Annotated in this window: 11 protein-coding genes; 3 read left to right on the forward strand and 8 right to left on the reverse strand. The window is 40.6% G+C overall.

The features are described 5' to 3' along the window. Window positions 1-63 precede the first annotated feature (63 nt). Window positions 64-1143: a Gfo/Idh/MocA family protein gene (locus tag BR30_RS0130905; protein WP_026568416.1), complete on the reverse strand. Its 1080-nt coding sequence runs from the start codon at window positions 1141-1143 to the stop codon at window positions 64-66. Window positions 1144-1277: 134 nt separating this feature from the next. Here BR30_RS0130905 and BR30_RS0130910 point away from each other — a divergent pair, with 134 nt between their 5' ends. After that, a complete protein-coding gene (locus tag BR30_RS0130910; protein WP_026568417.1) occupies window positions 1278-2054 on the forward strand; it encodes an AraC family transcriptional regulator in 777 nt (258 codons plus the stop codon). Between the two features lie 64 nt (window positions 2055-2118). Here BR30_RS0130910 and BR30_RS0130915 read toward each other — a convergent pair whose 3' ends face one another. Then, a complete protein-coding gene (locus tag BR30_RS0130915; protein WP_026568418.1) occupies window positions 2119-3186 on the reverse strand; it encodes a LacI family DNA-binding transcriptional regulator in 1068 nt (355 codons plus the stop codon). A 377-nt stretch (window positions 3187-3563) separates the two neighbouring features. Here BR30_RS0130915 and BR30_RS34975 point away from each other — a divergent pair, with 377 nt between their 5' ends. Next, a complete protein-coding gene (locus BR30_RS34975) occupies window positions 3564-7988 on the forward strand; it encodes a pullulanase X25 domain-containing protein (protein ID WP_035446466.1) in 4425 nt (1474 codons plus the stop codon). Window positions 7989-8173: 185 nt separating this feature from the next. Here BR30_RS34975 and BR30_RS0130925 read toward each other — a convergent pair whose 3' ends face one another. The 6 genes from BR30_RS0130925 to BR30_RS0130950 all read right to left on the reverse strand — a co-directional run bounded on the left by BR30_RS0130925 (window position 8174) and on the right by BR30_RS0130950 (window position 15670). Next, a complete protein-coding gene (locus BR30_RS0130925; protein WP_026568419.1) occupies window positions 8174-9265 on the reverse strand; it encodes a Gfo/Idh/MocA family protein in 1092 nt (363 codons plus the stop codon). 55 nt (window positions 9266-9320) lie between these two features. Continuing rightward, window positions 9321-10307, reverse strand: coding sequence for a carbohydrate kinase family protein (locus BR30_RS0130930; protein WP_026568420.1), 987 nt, complete (start codon window positions 10305-10307; stop codon window positions 9321-9323). A gap of 285 nt (window positions 10308-10592) precedes the next feature. Further along, on the reverse strand, window positions 10593-12071 hold the full coding sequence (locus BR30_RS0130935; RefSeq protein ID WP_026568421.1) for a glycoside hydrolase family 32 protein: 1479 nt from the start codon (window positions 12069-12071) through the stop codon (window positions 10593-10595). 85 nt (window positions 12072-12156) lie between these two features. Then, window positions 12157-13773, reverse strand: coding sequence for an ABC transporter substrate-binding protein (locus BR30_RS0130940; RefSeq protein WP_026568422.1), 1617 nt, complete (start codon window positions 13771-13773; stop codon window positions 12157-12159). Between the two features lie 61 nt (window positions 13774-13834). Beyond that, window positions 13835-14716, reverse strand: coding sequence for a carbohydrate ABC transporter permease (locus BR30_RS0130945; protein WP_026568423.1), 882 nt, complete (start codon window positions 14714-14716; stop codon window positions 13835-13837). A gap of 18 nt (window positions 14717-14734) precedes the next feature. Beyond that, window positions 14735-15670: an ABC transporter permease gene (locus tag BR30_RS0130950; RefSeq protein ID WP_155929012.1), complete on the reverse strand. Its 936-nt coding sequence runs from the start codon at window positions 15668-15670 to the stop codon at window positions 14735-14737. 262 nt (window positions 15671-15932) lie between these two features. Between BR30_RS0130950 and BR30_RS0130955 the strand changes: the two genes are divergently transcribed. Beyond that, window positions 15933-16838, forward strand: coding sequence for a nuclease-related domain-containing protein (locus BR30_RS0130955; RefSeq protein ID WP_026568425.1), 906 nt, complete (start codon window positions 15933-15935; stop codon window positions 16836-16838). Window positions 16839-16984: the final 146 nt, after the last annotated feature.

Below are 16984 nucleotides of genomic sequence, written 5' to 3' on the forward strand. Positions count from 1 at the left end.
GAACTCCATCTAGGGTCGGCGTTTTTCCCCCCTTAGTGGTAAATGAAACCATACCATAAGTCTCTACATAAGATCAGCTTTGTAAAAATCAAAATCCTTTATGACTTCATTGGTTTCTGCTGCTTTGAATATGATTTCAATTAATTTCGAGACACGCAGCACTTCTGTATTTTTAACAATAGGTTCCGCTTTTCCTTCAATGACGGAAATAACATTATCGTAAAAGCTTTCCATCGTTGATTCCACTTCTGGTAAATCGGAGGTACTGACAGCCGATTCTGACGGCGGAGCCATAGTTTTCGTTAAGCCTTGCCCTGCCTGAATTGGTTTCGGGGCCTCAATAGCTATACCGAAGTTTTGGGTCACTATCTTCCCTTCTATGCTCCAATCCTCTATTACTGATGTTCCGGCAGTCCCTTTAACATACCATCTTGGCAATTGGATAAAATTAGTTGTCCCGACTTCAATTAAAGCTGTAGTGCCATTTTCAAAGGTGATGATTGTTTGAAAGCCATCATCCACTTCATCCCCTAGAACAAAACTTAAATTGGCGTACACACTTGCAATCTTACTATCTACCATAAAGAGCAGCTGATCCAGTAAATGAACACCCCAGTCTAACAGCATTCCCCCGCCGGGTGCTTTCAGATGGCGCCAATCTCCCGGAATTCCATTTGCTCCTTGGACACGTGATTCTACATGAAAGATGTCACCGATGATATTTTCATCATAGATTTTTTTGATCGTTAAGAAATCTTTATCCCACCGGCGATTTTGATGGACCACAAATTTGCTCTTAGTCGCTTCGGCAACTTCGATAATTTCTTCTAAATCTTTACTATAAATCGTGACTGGCTTTTCACAAATGACATGTTTGTTTGCATTTAAAGCTGCAATAGCTAATTCTTTATGGACATCGTTTGGCGTTGCAATCAGAACGAGGTTCACTTCCTTATCAGCTAAAACTGCAGCGTAACTTTCGTACGCTTTATACCCATCCGCCACGGATGCAGCACTTCTTTCCTCCAAAATATCAAAAGTTCCAAACACGTTTATCGCTTGATTTTCTTTGAGTAATTTCGCGTGATAGCTGCCCATACCGCCATAGCCAACAATAACTAAATTATAGGTTTTATTTGTCATTTTCTTTCTCCTTCTAGAATAGATTACTCATTACTTATTTGATTCCATCTTAAACTTTGTCTCTACAAATAAACATAGATGATATAATTGAAACATCGACTATTTTGCTATTTTATTTTTCTGAAGGTGGGCATATGATGACAAATATTTTATTCTGCGGCTATTCCTTTCACACAAATGGATATCATGCCCAACATAAATCCGGGTACCCTTCGTATCTTTTTCGCCTGCAATCAGAAGGTGTCTGTGAAGTAGTGGTGAAGGGAAGAAAAATGGAACTCGAGAAAGGAGACCTTCTCCTCATTAAACCAGGGGATCACTATGAACTGCTGGTTAAAGCGGGACAAAACAGCGGGGACTATCACATAGTCTGTGAAGGAGCTTGGGTGGACGAGTGGTGGAGCCGTTCCGCTAAGCCGCCTGTCTCCCGAATCGATCTTGATGAAAAACTGCTCTCCTTATGGCGTCAAATCATAAACGAAAAACGCCGTCCATCCTCAAGCCAAAACGAAGAACTCACCGGTTATTTGCTGCGAGCACTCTGTTTATACCTGGAACGAGGTGTCAACGAAACGGTTCCTACCTTCAATCACCCGTATACCGTCACACGGATGATGAGGTACATTGAAGAGCATGCCCTAACAGCATTTAAAGTGGAGGATGTGGCACGCCATGCTGGTCTTAGCGTTTCGCGTTCCGTTCATCTTTTTAAAAGCAGTGTCGGGAAAACGATGATCGAATATGCCTTAGAAATCCGTTTATCCGCTGCAGTCGAGCGAATGAAATACACATCCATGACACTTGAACAAATTGCCGAAGATTGCGGCTTCGGCAGCTATCCTTATTTTCACAGGGTATTTCATAAGAAATATGGCATGGCCCCTGGGGCGTATAGGCGTCTGGAATACTAGAATTCAAGAACAGTAAATAGTAATTGAATCAGTTATAAAAAGCAGACGGTATAGCGGGAATCTTTTATAGATTCTCGTTACCATCTGCATTTTGTTCATCTATTGTTATAGGAATTTGGTGACTGCATGATTGACGTTCAACTAATTTATGTGGAATGATAATGCGCTTGGTCGGTTCTGTTCTATTTTCGATTTTTTGAATTAAACTCCTGGATGCTTGATATCCTAGTTCAAAAATATTAATATCAATGGAAGTTAAGGGTGGTTTTGACATTTCTGATAAAAGGACATTATTAAAGCTAACGACAGAGATTTCTTCCGGAACCCTGATTCCCAGCTCATCTAATGTGCTCAGTACACCTAGTGCCATTAAGTCGTCAACCACTGCAAGCGAAGTGGGGCGTTGTTCAAGCGCCATTAATTCACTCACCGCTTCTTGACCGCCTTCCCGAAGGAATTCTTCATGAAGGATATATTCATTTTTTATGGGAATGTTTGCCTTTTTTAAAGCCTGCTTATACCCATTCAAACGGTCAACTGTAACCATTAGCTCCAGACTTCCGCCAATAAAAGCGATTTTCCGATGTCCATGGTCAATTAAGTAATCAGTAGCCTCTCTCATTGCACGAACATTATCATTATCAACATGTGTAATTTCTTCTGCATCTTTAGAAGGTTTTCCAATAACAACAAAAGGAAAATCCCTTTCTCTTAAATACGAAATGGCTTTATCCTCCACCTTGGAATTAAGAAGAATCATCCCATCTACTCGTTTTCCCTGAACCATGTGGATGACTGCTTCAAATATTTCCTCGTCTGATTTTCCAGTCGTCATATGCATGGCATATTTTTTATTATGGGCACTTTCACTGATTCCCTGTAACACCATTGAAAAAAAAGGATTCTGAAACACCACATCACCAGAGCTTGGCATTACAAGCCCGATTGTTTGGGTAGATTGAATGGCAAGGCTTCTGGCATTTTGGTTAGGATGATACCCTAGCTGCTCCATTGCTTTTTTAACTTTTCGTTTCGTCGCTTCACTGATTCGCGAATTATTGGCAATTACTCTTGAAACAGTTGATGGGGCGACATCTGCAAGCTTTGCCACATCCTTAATGGTAACAGCCATTTTCTTCTCCCCTCTCATTCGAAGTTCATTGATTCTTACTACTAATTTTAAAATAATAGAAACGATTATTTTTGCATACTCCAACATTTACGAAAACGGTTGCACAATCCACTCTTTATTATAAAGGCTTTATAATCAGTTATACAGCTAAAAAATAAAAGACCTCTCGATTTCAATGACGATATATCAGAAAATTTAGATTTTATTTCCGATTTTCTATTGAATTGCGCTGAGAAATAGATATAATTAATTTTGAAAACGATTGCGCAAACGTTTGCACAATATGACAGCCTCCTAAGCATCTTACATACGATTTTTTGTGCAATTTCATGCAAGCGGTTTCCTAGATTAATAGAGTAAGGGAAAGGAGATTTTTCATGAAGAGAAAGCAGAAATCACTTCTGTCACTTGTTACAGTAGTTGGACTAATTATTCAATTATTTTCTGGACTTGTGACAAGTCAAACAGCCAAAGCGGCAGAAACAACACCAAAGCAGGTTGTACTTGTTGGCAGTCTGCAGGAAGTTTTAGGAAATTCAGGAGATTGGGATCCATCCTCTTCCAAAACGCAAATGGCTTACCAAGGAAATGGTTTGTATAGCTTTACCGGCACACTGCCGGCAGGAGCATATGAGTACAAAATCGCCATTGGAGGAAGCTGGAATGAAAATTACGGAGACGGCGGCGCGCCTGGCGGAAACAACATTAAACTAACTCTGACCGAACAAAAAGAAGTCACCTTCTACTACAATGACAATACCCATGCCATTGCTGATAGTACCCATTATACACTTTTGGCAGAAGACAAGATGCCTCGTTTAGTTGGAAGCATTCAACCTGCCATTAAGGCAGGGTCTGCCTGGAGTCCGGCAGACTCAACAGCGTTAATGGAGGACACCCATTTTGACAACATCTATTCCTTTACTGCAAAGGTACCTAGAGGCAGCTACGAATACAAGATTGTATTGGGCAAAGACTGGACGGAATCCTACCCTGCTTCAAATGAGAAGCTGAATGTACTCTCTGATACGACAATCACATTTTTCTATAACAACCAAACAAAAGAAGTTTATTCAGATTATAAACCTATTGGATCTGATGGCATGATAGATAAGAATGGTCTTTATCATGATTCATGGGACCAAGTATACCGGACGCCGTTTGGGGCAATTCCTGCAGGGAAACCCGTCACATTACGGGTATCGGCTAAAAAGGGTGACCTAACCAGAGCCAGCCTGTATGTGAAAAACTATAATACAGGCACAACAAAGGTGCTTTCAATGAAAAATGCAGGCTGGACAGACACAAAGGACAAAGGTGCCATTGAGTTCTGGGAAGCCACCTTTACTCCGTCTGACAAAGGAGTTCACGGCTATAAATTCATTGCCGGTGATCAGGATACAACAGTGGAATACGGAGAAGACACACAGGAAGGGCATACCGGTAAAGCGGAGGATAAAAATGCAGGACTCTTCCAATTGACCGTTTTCGACCCGGGCTATCAAACACCGGATTGGATGAAGGAAGCTGTTGTTTATCAAATCTATCCTGATCGTTTTTATAACGGTAACAAAGCAAATGACCATGTAAAGGATCAGATTGGAGCCCGAGGCAGCCAGCCAATAGAACATCCCGACTCCTGGTCATCCTTGCCTGATAATCCATATGAACAAGGCACTGGCTCCTACACAGGGGACGGAGAATTTACAAACGACTTCTTTGGCGGCGACATTGCTGGTATTAAGGCGAAGCTTGATTACCTTCAATCACTTGGCGTCAATACCCTATATTTAAACCCTATTGCACTTGCACCGTCCAACCATAAATATGATGCAACAGACTATAAACAGGTGGATCCGATGTTTGGCTCGGAAAAAGAATTCGAGGATTTCGCCAAGGAATTGTCTAAACGGAACATGCACCTGATTTTGGACGGGGTATTTAATCATGTGGCTGATGATTCCATCTATTTTGACCGCTACCACAAATATAAAACAGTGGGTGCCTATGAATACTGGTCTCGCATTTACGATTTAATGAATGACGAAAAATTGTCTGAAACTGCTGCTAAGGATAAGGCCAAACAGCAACTCCTGGCTGAAGGACAAACCTTTAGCCCATACGGCTTTGAAAACTGGTTCCATATTGAAAATGTTAAAGTTCCAAATGAAAAAGTCAACGGTGTTTCGACGGGTGAGCATTATAAGTATGAAGGCTGGTGGGGATACGACAGTCTTCCTGTATTCGAATCCGTTAACGGCACAAAGGTTGACCATCCAAGTGAACTTAACAACACAGCATTGGCAAATTATATTTTTTATGACAAAGACTCAGTAGGAAAAACTTGGATTAATCGAGGTTCATCTGGCTGGCGCCTGGATGTAGCTAATGAAGTGGACAGTTCCTTCTGGCAGGAATTCCGCAAGCAAATGAAGTCCAAGACTATGATAGGAGCCGGAAAAACACTTCAAAAAGAAGAAGAGCCACTTATTCTAGGGGAAATTTGGGATGATGCATCCAAGTACTTCTTAGGGGATCAATATGACTCAGTCATGAACTATCGTTTCCGAGGAGCCATTTTGGATTACTTAAAGAACGGTAATGCCGCTAATGCACAAAACACACTTCTCGCTATACAGGAGGACTATCCAAAGGAAGCTTTTTATGCCCTGATGAACCTGATGGGATCCCATGATACAGCTCGGGCAATCTTCCTGTTAGGCAATGGAACGGATACGTATTTCAGAGCGGAACAAGATCCGAACTACAAATACGATGAAGGTGTGAAGCGATTGAAGCTGGCTTCTATCCTGCAAATGGGTTACCCTGGAGCACCAACCATTTATTACGGAGATGAAGCGGGTCAAACAGGATCCAAAGACCCAGATGACCGACGCACATATCCGTGGGGGAACGAAAACAAAGACCTCATTGCACACTATCAAAAGATTGGTCAAATCCGCAAGGAAAATGCTGACCTATTCGCTCATGGCGATCTGCACCATTTATACGCAAAGGGTGATGTGTTAGCATATGTCCGGACAAAAGAAACAAAATCTGGCCTTGTCATTATTAACAGAGGGAAAACCACACAAACGGTTGATATCGATACAAAAGTGCTGCTCGCGAATGGTCTTCGTTTTGTGGACCAATTGGACCCTAAATATCTGACTACAACTAAGGATGGCAAGCTGTCATTAACAGTTCCAGCAGAGTCCGGAAGAATGTTAATAACGGTTAATGATGTTAAACAACCACAGCCTGTTAAAGATGTTACCGGCACAGCTGGTTCTAAGGAGGTTACTTTAAGCTGGACAGGAACAGGTACAAAATACAATGTCTATCAATCTACAGTTTCAGGTGGATTATGGACAAAAGTGAAGGAAACTACAGGTACATCTGTGAACATTTCCGATTTAAATAATGGTCGTACCTACTATTTTGCTGTGACGGCCTTGAATGAAAGTGGTAATGAATCTGTACCTGCTGCCTCATCCGGCCTTGTGCCTCATTACAATGCTGCAAAGGCTAGTATTAAGGACCTGACTACTTTAGACAACGGGGAACTGAATCTGGCACAGACCTCCAATGTTAAAGCAGCTTTTTACCTGACAGGCGCGACAGAAACTGGTGCAGCAGAAGGAATCACGGCCGATCTCCAAGTAAGAATGAAAGGCCAAACCGCTTGGACATCTTACCCAGCCTTCTATAATGGCCAGGCTCAGGGAGACCAGGCTAATGAGTTTCAGGGAGGCTTTACAGCGTATGAGGCGGGCAAATATGAATACCGAATGGCATTTACGCCGGATTTAGGGAATACATGGGTTTACTCAATTACTGGTGAAGTGACCTTTTCACACAGCACGTCTGATACTACCCCGCCTGCTAATGATGTTACTTTGGACACTCCGATCAAGGAATCCGGTCAGGTCAACTTGAACTGGAAACTCACGCAGCCGGATCAGCCATTTAAAACGGTCATTTACCGTGACGGCCAAATTCTTTCAACATTGGACGGCAGCGCCGCCACCTTCCGTGATTATCAGGTGGCAAATGGAACTGCCTACCAATATCAAGTGCGTGTCTATGACCAGGCTGGAAACCATGTAGAATCTAACAAGGTAAGTGTAACCCCTGAAATTGTTATGGTACAAGTAACCTTTAAGGTTCATGCACCGGATTATACAGCTTTAGCAGCGCAGGTCAATATACCAGGCAGCTTGAATGGTTGGAATACTACTGCCTGGACTATGAGCCGTAATGGCGCTGTGACGCCTGATTGGGAATACACAGTGGAGCTTGAAGAAGGAACTGAGCTTACGTATAAATATACGAGGGATAATACTTGGGATCATGAAGGGTTAGCAGATCATACGCCATCCGATCATTCGGATGACGATATCAGTAACTACGGCTATGGTGCCGCAGGAACCGATATGAAAATTGTGGTCACCAACCAAGGGAACAACAAAATGGTTGTACAGGATACCATTCTGCGCTGGATTGATATGCCGCTGGCAGTCAGCCAAATCGATGTCAATGGATCAACTATCACTATAAAGGGGAATGCAATTAAGGGAGCTGACCTCACTATCAATGGGGAAAAAGTGACAGTCGGAAATGATATGAATTTCACTCAATCCTTTACCCTTCAAGCAGGGCAGACACAAGTACCTGTTCACATTGAACCAAATGATACAACCAAGTCCAACATCTTTAAAGGCGACGGCGGTTCCATCAACAAGAATACAAAGAATTATGTAATCGATGTCATTACAAAAACGATTAGCGAGACCAAATAAGTTGGAATCGAAAAGGTTTGCCGGGATCATGGCAGACCTTTTTTCCAATTATATTTTTCTAAATACATTTCAAACTTTTAAATTATGGGTCTATTCCTAAATTTGGACTTTGAAAGGACGCATTCTTATATAGAACGCTCCGGTGTTAAGATTGGTTCTATACTAATGCAGTGATTCCATCTCTTCTAGAACAGTATCTTCATAGGCATGTTTTTTCCCATTAAGTATGTCTTGAACTTTAACCGGCTGGCCGATTGCAGCAGATTCAAGTGCAGCAAATACAACTCTAATGCTTCCAAGCCTCTTTCAGCACTCGAAATAGGTGTCTTCTTTTCAGCAATTGCTTCCCATAATTCCACATAGGAATGGGCAAATGGATTTTTAACAATATTCGGGGCAAAACGTTCAATCAGTTCCGGCATCAGAATTTTTTGCCCATCTTGAAGAGTGACATGCTGCCCAGGGCGAAGGCATCCTTTACTTCCATAAATCCACACACCACCGGTCCCTTCACCATGTGCCGATGTTGCACACATCCAATGCCCAAGTCCGCCATTTGTAAACTTGAAGACCGTAACGGCCGTATCTTCTCCGGTAGGTTTGATCGTCACATTCCCATTACTTAATTCTTTTTCAAAAATTTCCGTATAGGCAAAAACCTCATCAATCGAACCATTGATTTCAGTAAAAGAGTGAGTTCTATGAACACCATGATCATTGATCCAGCCCGCTCCAGCTTGACCTTTCATATGCCGCCAAGGTGTACCGGCGAAAAATCCGCGATGCAATGTAACAGTTGCATAATCGATAATGAAAGATACACGACCGATCAGACCTTCTTTTACTGCCTTCGCGATCGCAACATTTTCTGCACCTAGTACACTTGGTTCAGATAGCGTTAATACTCGATTATACTTCTTAGCATCAGCGATCATTTTTCGGCCAAAGGAAGGAGAAATCGAAAGCGGCTTTTGCATTTGCACATGAACCCCAGCTGCAAAGCAATCTTCCGCTACTGTATGATGCAAATCATGATTAATTAAGACAGATACTGCATCTAATTGTCCTTTCTCTAACAACAAACGATAATCCGTAAATACTGCAGGACGTTTACCTAATCGTTTTTCCACCTCTGAAGCAAAATTTTCTGCTCTTTCCTGTTCAATATCACAAACCGCTGTCAATTCAAATGTTTTTAGCCCTTTTCTCTTTAACTCTTCTAAGCCTTCAACATGTGCAATGGCAATAACACCACACCCGATAAAACCAAGTTTCATAGAATTCTCTCCCCCTTTTAATGATTAATAAATTTTTCATAGACATCGGACGAATTTAATAACTATTTATCAACTTATCCTTAAAACCGATTACTTCCTCATGGGTTGGTATGGCAGAAATAGCGCCTACTTTCGTACAAACCATTGCTCCCACTTTATTGCTAAAGAAAATGATTTGTTTCAGTTGTTCGAAGTCTTTTAAAACTCTCTTTGGTTCTGTTGCTCTAGCCAACTGGTAAAGTGTTGCGCCTACGAATGCATCACCCGCACCGGTAGAATCGATAGAATCGACTTTTATACTTGGAACCATCTCCATATTTTTCCCAGTAGAAATCATCGTTCCTTCTTTTCCTAAAGTAACGGCAATGACGGAGGCACCTATTTTGTGAAGGGCAGCGATGCCCTCCCTTATATCGTTCATCCCAGAAATTATCATTAATTCCTCATCACTGACTTTAACAAAATCAGCTTTAGAGATTCCCTTTTTCGCTAAGTCCACAAAATCATTCATTCTACCTTTCCATAAATCGATTCGGTAGTTAGGGTCAAATGAGATAAACTTACCTTCTTCCTTTGCTGCTTCCATGACATTTAGATAAGTAGATTGAAAGGGATTCGTTAATAAAGCAGTCGCTGATCCGAAGTGAAGAATACCAGCATCCTTGATTCTATTTTTATCAAAATCATTTTCCGTTAAAAAGGCATCGGCCCCGCGATTAAAGACAAAATCTCTTTCGCCATTTGCCTTTAATGAAACAAATGCCAGCGTGGTTGGATGCTCATCATCAAGGACCAGCATCGAGGTATCGACATTCACTTCGTCTAATGTATTTTTTAAAAAATACCCGAACGGATCTTTGCCAACTTTCCCACTGAAGTGGGCACTGCCCCCTAGTTTCACAATCGTTGCACACACATTGGCGGGTGCTCCCCCTGCCTGTTTTTCAAAATGTTGCCCTTTAACTAAATCGATGTCTACATCTGTGCAGAAAAAATCAATTAATAATTCGCCGATACAAATGACGGATGTATTGGTCTTCATTTCCTCACTCTTCCTTTCTATTAGCTCTGTTAACCTTGCCTGTTGATTTCCGCTCCAGGCACTTCGCTTTCCGCGGGCGGTCCGGGGAGCCTCCTCGTCGCTGCGCTCCTGCGGGGTCTCCCCTGCCCCGTCCTCCCGCAGGAGTCTTCGTGCCTTCCACTCCAATCAACAGGGTGCCAAAATAAACAATAGCCTTTAACCTAGCCTTTTTTTATAAATCATTCTTCTTGCAAAAACAAAACTCTAACCCGATATATTCGATTAGAGCTTTGTTGAATAATGAAATTACTTCCCCCAAATGGATTCTAGTTCTGTTAATTTCAATGAGGAAACCCAGGTACTTCCTTCCTCTGAAAATAAAACAAGATCCTCATATGGTTGATTGGGAAAGATTAAGCTCGTCAAAGCAACCTTACCATCATTGACCAGCACCTCTACGGATGAAGCATCGATCATGATTTGAAGATTGAGTCTGTTATTCTCCATTTTAACTGAAGCTTCTTGGACGGCTGGGAATGATTCTGAAAAAGCATTGTCGCCCGCGCTGGTTCTGTCAACTGATACTAGTTCCTTGTCGACATCATAACGAATCACTGTCTTTTCGTCTTCAGAACCTTGTAATACGAGACCAAATATATTAGATGCTTGTTTTTCAAACTCTATATTCACTTCCAATAATGAACTCATCAAATTAATAGAAATAGGTTTGCTTGAATCAATCGTTAGATTTTGATAAACTTTAGAATCTTTTCGAATCGAATCAATTTCTGAAACCACTTTTTGAACTAAGCGCACCCCATCGTCACTCGCTGTTAACGATAAGGTACGAGGTAAAGTCATCACACTGCGCCATTTTTCCGTTGGTACTTGGTTTGCATAGCGCCAGTTACTCATCCAGCCAATATAAATTCTTCTGCCATCGTGTGAAGGGATATCTGACCAGCTGACACCAGCATAATTATCCCGCCCATAATCTAACCAAAGGACCGTTTCATCGTGATTATCATTTACGAATGTGGTCCCATCAAAAACACCAATAAAATACTGTGTTCTTGACCCTTCTTTAAATTCAGGGTTATCACCGATGCTGACAAACATGACCCACTTTTGCTTGTTTTCGTCACCATCTACTGGCAAACGAAACAGGTCTGGACATTCCCACACGCCGTCATGTGAACCAGCCTGATGGCCAAATTCACTAGCAAACTCCCATTCTTTTAGGTTAGTAGATGTATAGATGGTTACCGTTTGACCCGTCGCTAAAACCATCACCCATTTATTCGTTTCTTCATGCCAAAATACTTTTGGATCACGATAATCGGTTATGTTGACATCAGACAGGACTGGATTTCCTTCGTATTTCGCCCATGTTCTACCATTGTCGTTACTATATGCGAGACTTTGACGCTGACGCGGCCGTTCGGAGTTTGGATAGTTATCGGCACTTGTATAAATGGCGACTAACCCTGGTTCATCCGGGAAAAATCCTGATGTGTTATTCCAATCAACCACTGCACTACCCGAGAAAATGGCTCCATGCTCATCTGGATAAAGTGCGATGGGCAGCTGTTCCCACTGAATTAAATCCTTACTAACGGCATGGCCCCAGTGCATGGGTCCCCAAGTTGTACCAAAGGGATGGTACTGGTAAAAAAGGTGATATTCATCATTAAAAAAGACCATTCCGTTCGGGTCATTCATCCATTTTTCTTCAGGGGAAAAATGAAATTGCGGCCGATGCTTTTCTTGATATCGTTGTGTCATATGGTTTCACTCCCTTGTTATTCTACATTGGAATAAGGCTGTACGAATGCTTGCACTGTACAGCCTCAGCCCAATCTTTAATCTATTATTTTGTCGCTCTATCGTATCCTGCTTGTTTGATTTTTATCCAATCTTGTAACCCTAAGCGGTCTAATTCTTTCACATATCCATCCCATTCTTTTTCCACTTTGCCATTTTGAATCCATTCCGCACGTTTTCTCATCACAAATGCAAACATATCTGTTTCAATGGTAGTAAGCTTATCACTATCTTCAAGAGAGAAAAATACTCTTGGATAAATATTTTCGGCAGTCATATATGGAACCATAACATCCTTCATTAGTCCTAATCTCCAGGCCGCGTCATCTGGTTTGGTGGTAACTTTTCCGTAATACTCATCTAAAATCGCTAACGGACCGCCGACATTTGTTTTTTGCCTTAATTCTACTGGTGCAGCACCTTCTAATGGTAAATGTTTTAGCATTCCTGCCGCTTCATCCAATTCAAAGATGTTTTGCTGTGTTTTATCACCATATGTTCCCCAGTTGTTTTGTACTGATTGTTTTGGTTCATATAATTGATCAATCCATTTTGCCGTTAATTCAATATTTTTATCAGCACTTGTAATAACCATTCGACCTCGATCAAAGCCCATTCCATTGGTTCTAGCTACATTCACATGACCATCAGGACCAGCCAGTGGCTTCATTAAGTCATACTTGTCATTCATTCCGGTAATATTAGCTTTATCCCAAGTGAAATATAAACCATAACGATTATCTTTACCCTTTGCTAGATACGTATTCCAATCTTGTTCAAACGCTTCCACATCAACGAGGCCTTCTTTATATAACTCATTGAGGAATTTAATCCCTTCTTTATAGCCTTTGTCTGAGGCAGTAAACGTGACTTTCCCATCATTGCTTACAACCGTATGATCCCAGTTTTCCCCAAGGCCAAATGAACCAAATAGGAACGCTAAGTCTTCCCCGCCTGCTTGCTTACCAATAAACGACATTGGGATTTCATCTGCTTTTCCATTACCATTTGGATCTTTTGTTTTAAAAGCAATCAATACTTGCTTTAATTCTTCAGTTGTTGTCGGCATTTTTAACCCTAATTTATTTAACCATTCGACATTAATCCATGGGAAATCGTCGACGGAGTGAATACTTTCTTTTCCTGAGCCTAACTCCTCAATCCATGGAAAGGAATAAATATGTCCATCCGGAGCCGTCATCATCGCCTTATACTCAGGTGCAGCGTCGAGGACCTTTTGTAAGTTAGGCATGTACTTCTCAATTAAATCTTCTACTGGAATAATCGCCCCATCTTTTGCTAGTTTTAATAGATCATGGTCATTAAAACCTGCATCTAAGATCGCATCCGGTAAATCACCGCTCGCCATTGCCAGGTTCCTTTTTTCAATAAATGCATCTGAGGTGTAGTTTTTCCACTTAATATGAACGCCAGATTGCTCTTCTAAACGCTTATAAATCAATTTTTTATTAGGGTCAGCCGGCGCTAATGGCGAGCTTTGCGTCATAAAATTCAATGTCACTTTTTCCTTTAAAGGAAATGAAATATCCTTTAGTTTGTACTCTTTGGATGATGCTGTTTCACTTTTGCTGTTGTTACTGCAACCTGAAACTAGTAAGATCGTAGCAAGTGAGGCAGCCATAACTTTTTTTACATTTTTCATATACTTATCCTCCTAAAAGTTGTGTGTAAGCATTTACAAGTAAATCTATTAAATTGGCTCATTATTTCAATGAGCCCACCATTACACCTTTTTCAAAATATTTTTGGAAGAATGGATACATGACCATTAACGGCAGACTAGAAATGACAATCGATGAGTATTTAATCATTTCTGAGAGCTTTTTAAGTTCAGCCATTGCCTGCTGATCACTAATCATTCCTGGACCCGCTTGATTTTGGATTAATATCGATCTCAAAACTAATTGTAATGGGTGTAAATTTGGATCTTCGAGATATATCATTGCATCAAAATATGAGTTCCATTGTCCAACAAATGCATACATTGCCAAAACGAAGATGATTGGTTTTGAAAGCGGCAAAACGATTTTAAAGAAAATTAATAGATCGGTTGCTCCATCAACCTTTGCTGCTTCATGCAATTCATATGGAATACCTTTGAAATACGTCCTTGCCAGGATAATATTCCAAACATTCACCGCGCCTGGTAATAAGATCGCCCATGGTGTGTTTAACATTCCTAGGTCTTTTACAACCAGGTAAGTGGGGATAAGCCCGCCACCGAAGAACATGGTAATCATAAATAGTGTCATGAAGAAGTTTTTCCCGACAAAACCATTTACCGATAACGGGTAAGCTGCGAAAATACAAACCACAACAGTGACAATCGCAAATCCTACCGAGTAAAGAATAGAATTGATAAAGCCTCGCACCATTGCATCATTGGATAAAATCAGCTGATACCCTTTAAAACTCCATTCTGAAAAATTGAATGAAATCCCTTTATTTAATAGAACAGTTGGATCCATGAATGAGGCTAGGACGACATAAACCAAGGGCACTAACACGACTAATACAGCGATGCATAGAAAGATGTTATTAAAGCCTAATATGATTCGGTCTATGCGGGTGTGCTTAATATTCATATCAAGACTCCTTTTCAGTTAATATAAACCTTCTCCTTCGTTTAATTTCTTCACGATTTTATTTACAACAAATAATAGAATGACGTTTATGACTGAATTAAATAGGCCAACCGCTGTTGAATAAGCATAATCACCTGACTGCAACCCTACCTTATATACATAAGTAGGAAGGATTTCTGATGAAGGTAAATTCATTGAGGTTTGCATTAAATATGCCTTTTCAAAGCCAATCGACATAATCCCTCCCGCTGCCAATATAAAAGTCACGGCCATTAATGGCTTCAGTGTCGGTAGATCGATATGAATCATTCTTTGCAGAATATTTGCACCATCAATGGTTGCTGCGTTGTGCAATTCAGGGTCCACATTGGCTAAAGCGGCAACGTAGATAATCGATGACCAGCCTGCAGCCTGCCAAATGCCAGAGATGATATAGATTGACCGGAAATAATCTGGATTTGACATGAACATTAGTGGTTTTCCAGTTATGAAACTAACAAGTTGATTGATGGGACCTGTTGGTGATAGGAAAATGAACACCATACCCACGATTACTACTACCGAAATAAAGTTTGGTGCATAGAGCACAAGTTGAATATTCTTTTTAACAGCCGCCCTGCGTAGTTGATTAAGCATTAACGCAAGGATGATTGGTACTGGAAATCCTATGATTAGTCCAAAAAAGCTAAGTTTAAGCGTATTCATAAAAATGTCTGCAAAATTTGCTGAAGATAAGAATTTGGTGAAATTTTCTACTCCCACCCAATCGCTTCCTAATATCCCTTTAATCGTACTAAAATCTTTAAAGGCAATGACGGCTCCATACATAGGGATGTATTTAAAAATGATAGTTAGAATAACAGCTGGTGCAATAAGCAAATAAAGATGGTAGTTTTTGATGATATAGTTGATATTGCTTTTCAATTTCGATACTGCTTTCTTTTCGGATGTGATTTTTAAAGCGGTTTCCTTTTGGGTATTTACTAATTCTTGCAAGCTTTCAACCTCCTATCCATATTGGTTTATCTGGTTCTAACTTTAACAAATTTGAAATGGGGAAGAGTTTAATATCTTTGGAAAAGGAGGTTTAATATTTTCGGTAATTGAAAACGATTGCATTAGTTCTGAGGAAAAGTTAACAAAGTATTCACGCATTTCGACTGTTAATTTTTGTATGATGAATATGGAGTTTTGAAAATGAGAGAGGATGTGGGAGATGCCTTTTAAAGCCCGAACAGTACCAGTTGATTTAATCAAACTACGAATTTTACACAACCGAATGAATCTATCACGCGAGGAGAAACGGTATTATTTATACCAAGAAAAAGGCTATGCGGGTGAAGTTCAGTTTGATTTGTTAACAGAGAAGATTCAGAGTGAGTGTTATATTTTAAATGATTTGGTGCTGAAGATTAATGACACAACATTCCAACTAGATACCACGATCATTTTTCAAAAGACACTTAGACTTTTTGATGTAAAAAATTCCGAAGGCGATTATTGTTTTCGCAACGGCGTCTTTGAAACGCTCGCTGAAAAGGAAATTAAGAATCCGCTCTATCAGTTGAAGCGCAGCACATCCTTATTCCGCCAATTACTCCAAAAGCACGGATATAATGTATCTATTGAGGGAAAGGTTGTTTTTATTAACCCCCGGTTTACCTTATACCAAGCTCCTCTTAACGAACCTATCATTTATCCAACGCAGTTAGACACCTTACTGGAAGAATTAAATGCAACTCCGTCGAAATTAACCAGCCAGAATAAGCAGCTAGCTGAAAAACTAGTTTCGTTACATGAAAGGGACTCCTCATTTATTAAGGTACCTCCATATGACTATGAGCAACCGAAGAAGGGGATTACTTGCAGAGATTGTGGTTCGTTTATGATTACTGTCTTGGGAAAGAATGTTGTGTGTAATGATTGTGGATGCAAAGAGATAGTTGAATCTGCTGTTTTACGTAATGTGAATGAAATTAAAATCCTTTTTCCTAATCTGAAAATAACGACCAAGGTTGTGCACGAATGGTGTATGGTGGTTAAGTCTAAGAAAAGAATAAGCAGAATTCTAGAGAGAAATTTTAAGACGGTAGGGGTACGTAATTGGACTTATTATGAGTAATCCTAGGAATCTCTGTGAAAGATATTTTTCCTGGTTCTCTATGTAGTTTTGTCCATCGGGCCCTTTGCGATAGACATTTCGCCTGTTCCCTTGGGCCGTTTTGTCCATTGGATCCCTTCCGATGGACATTTTACCTGTTCTCTTGT

It is taken from the genome of Bacillus sp. UNC41MFS5 (genome assembly GCF_000686805.1).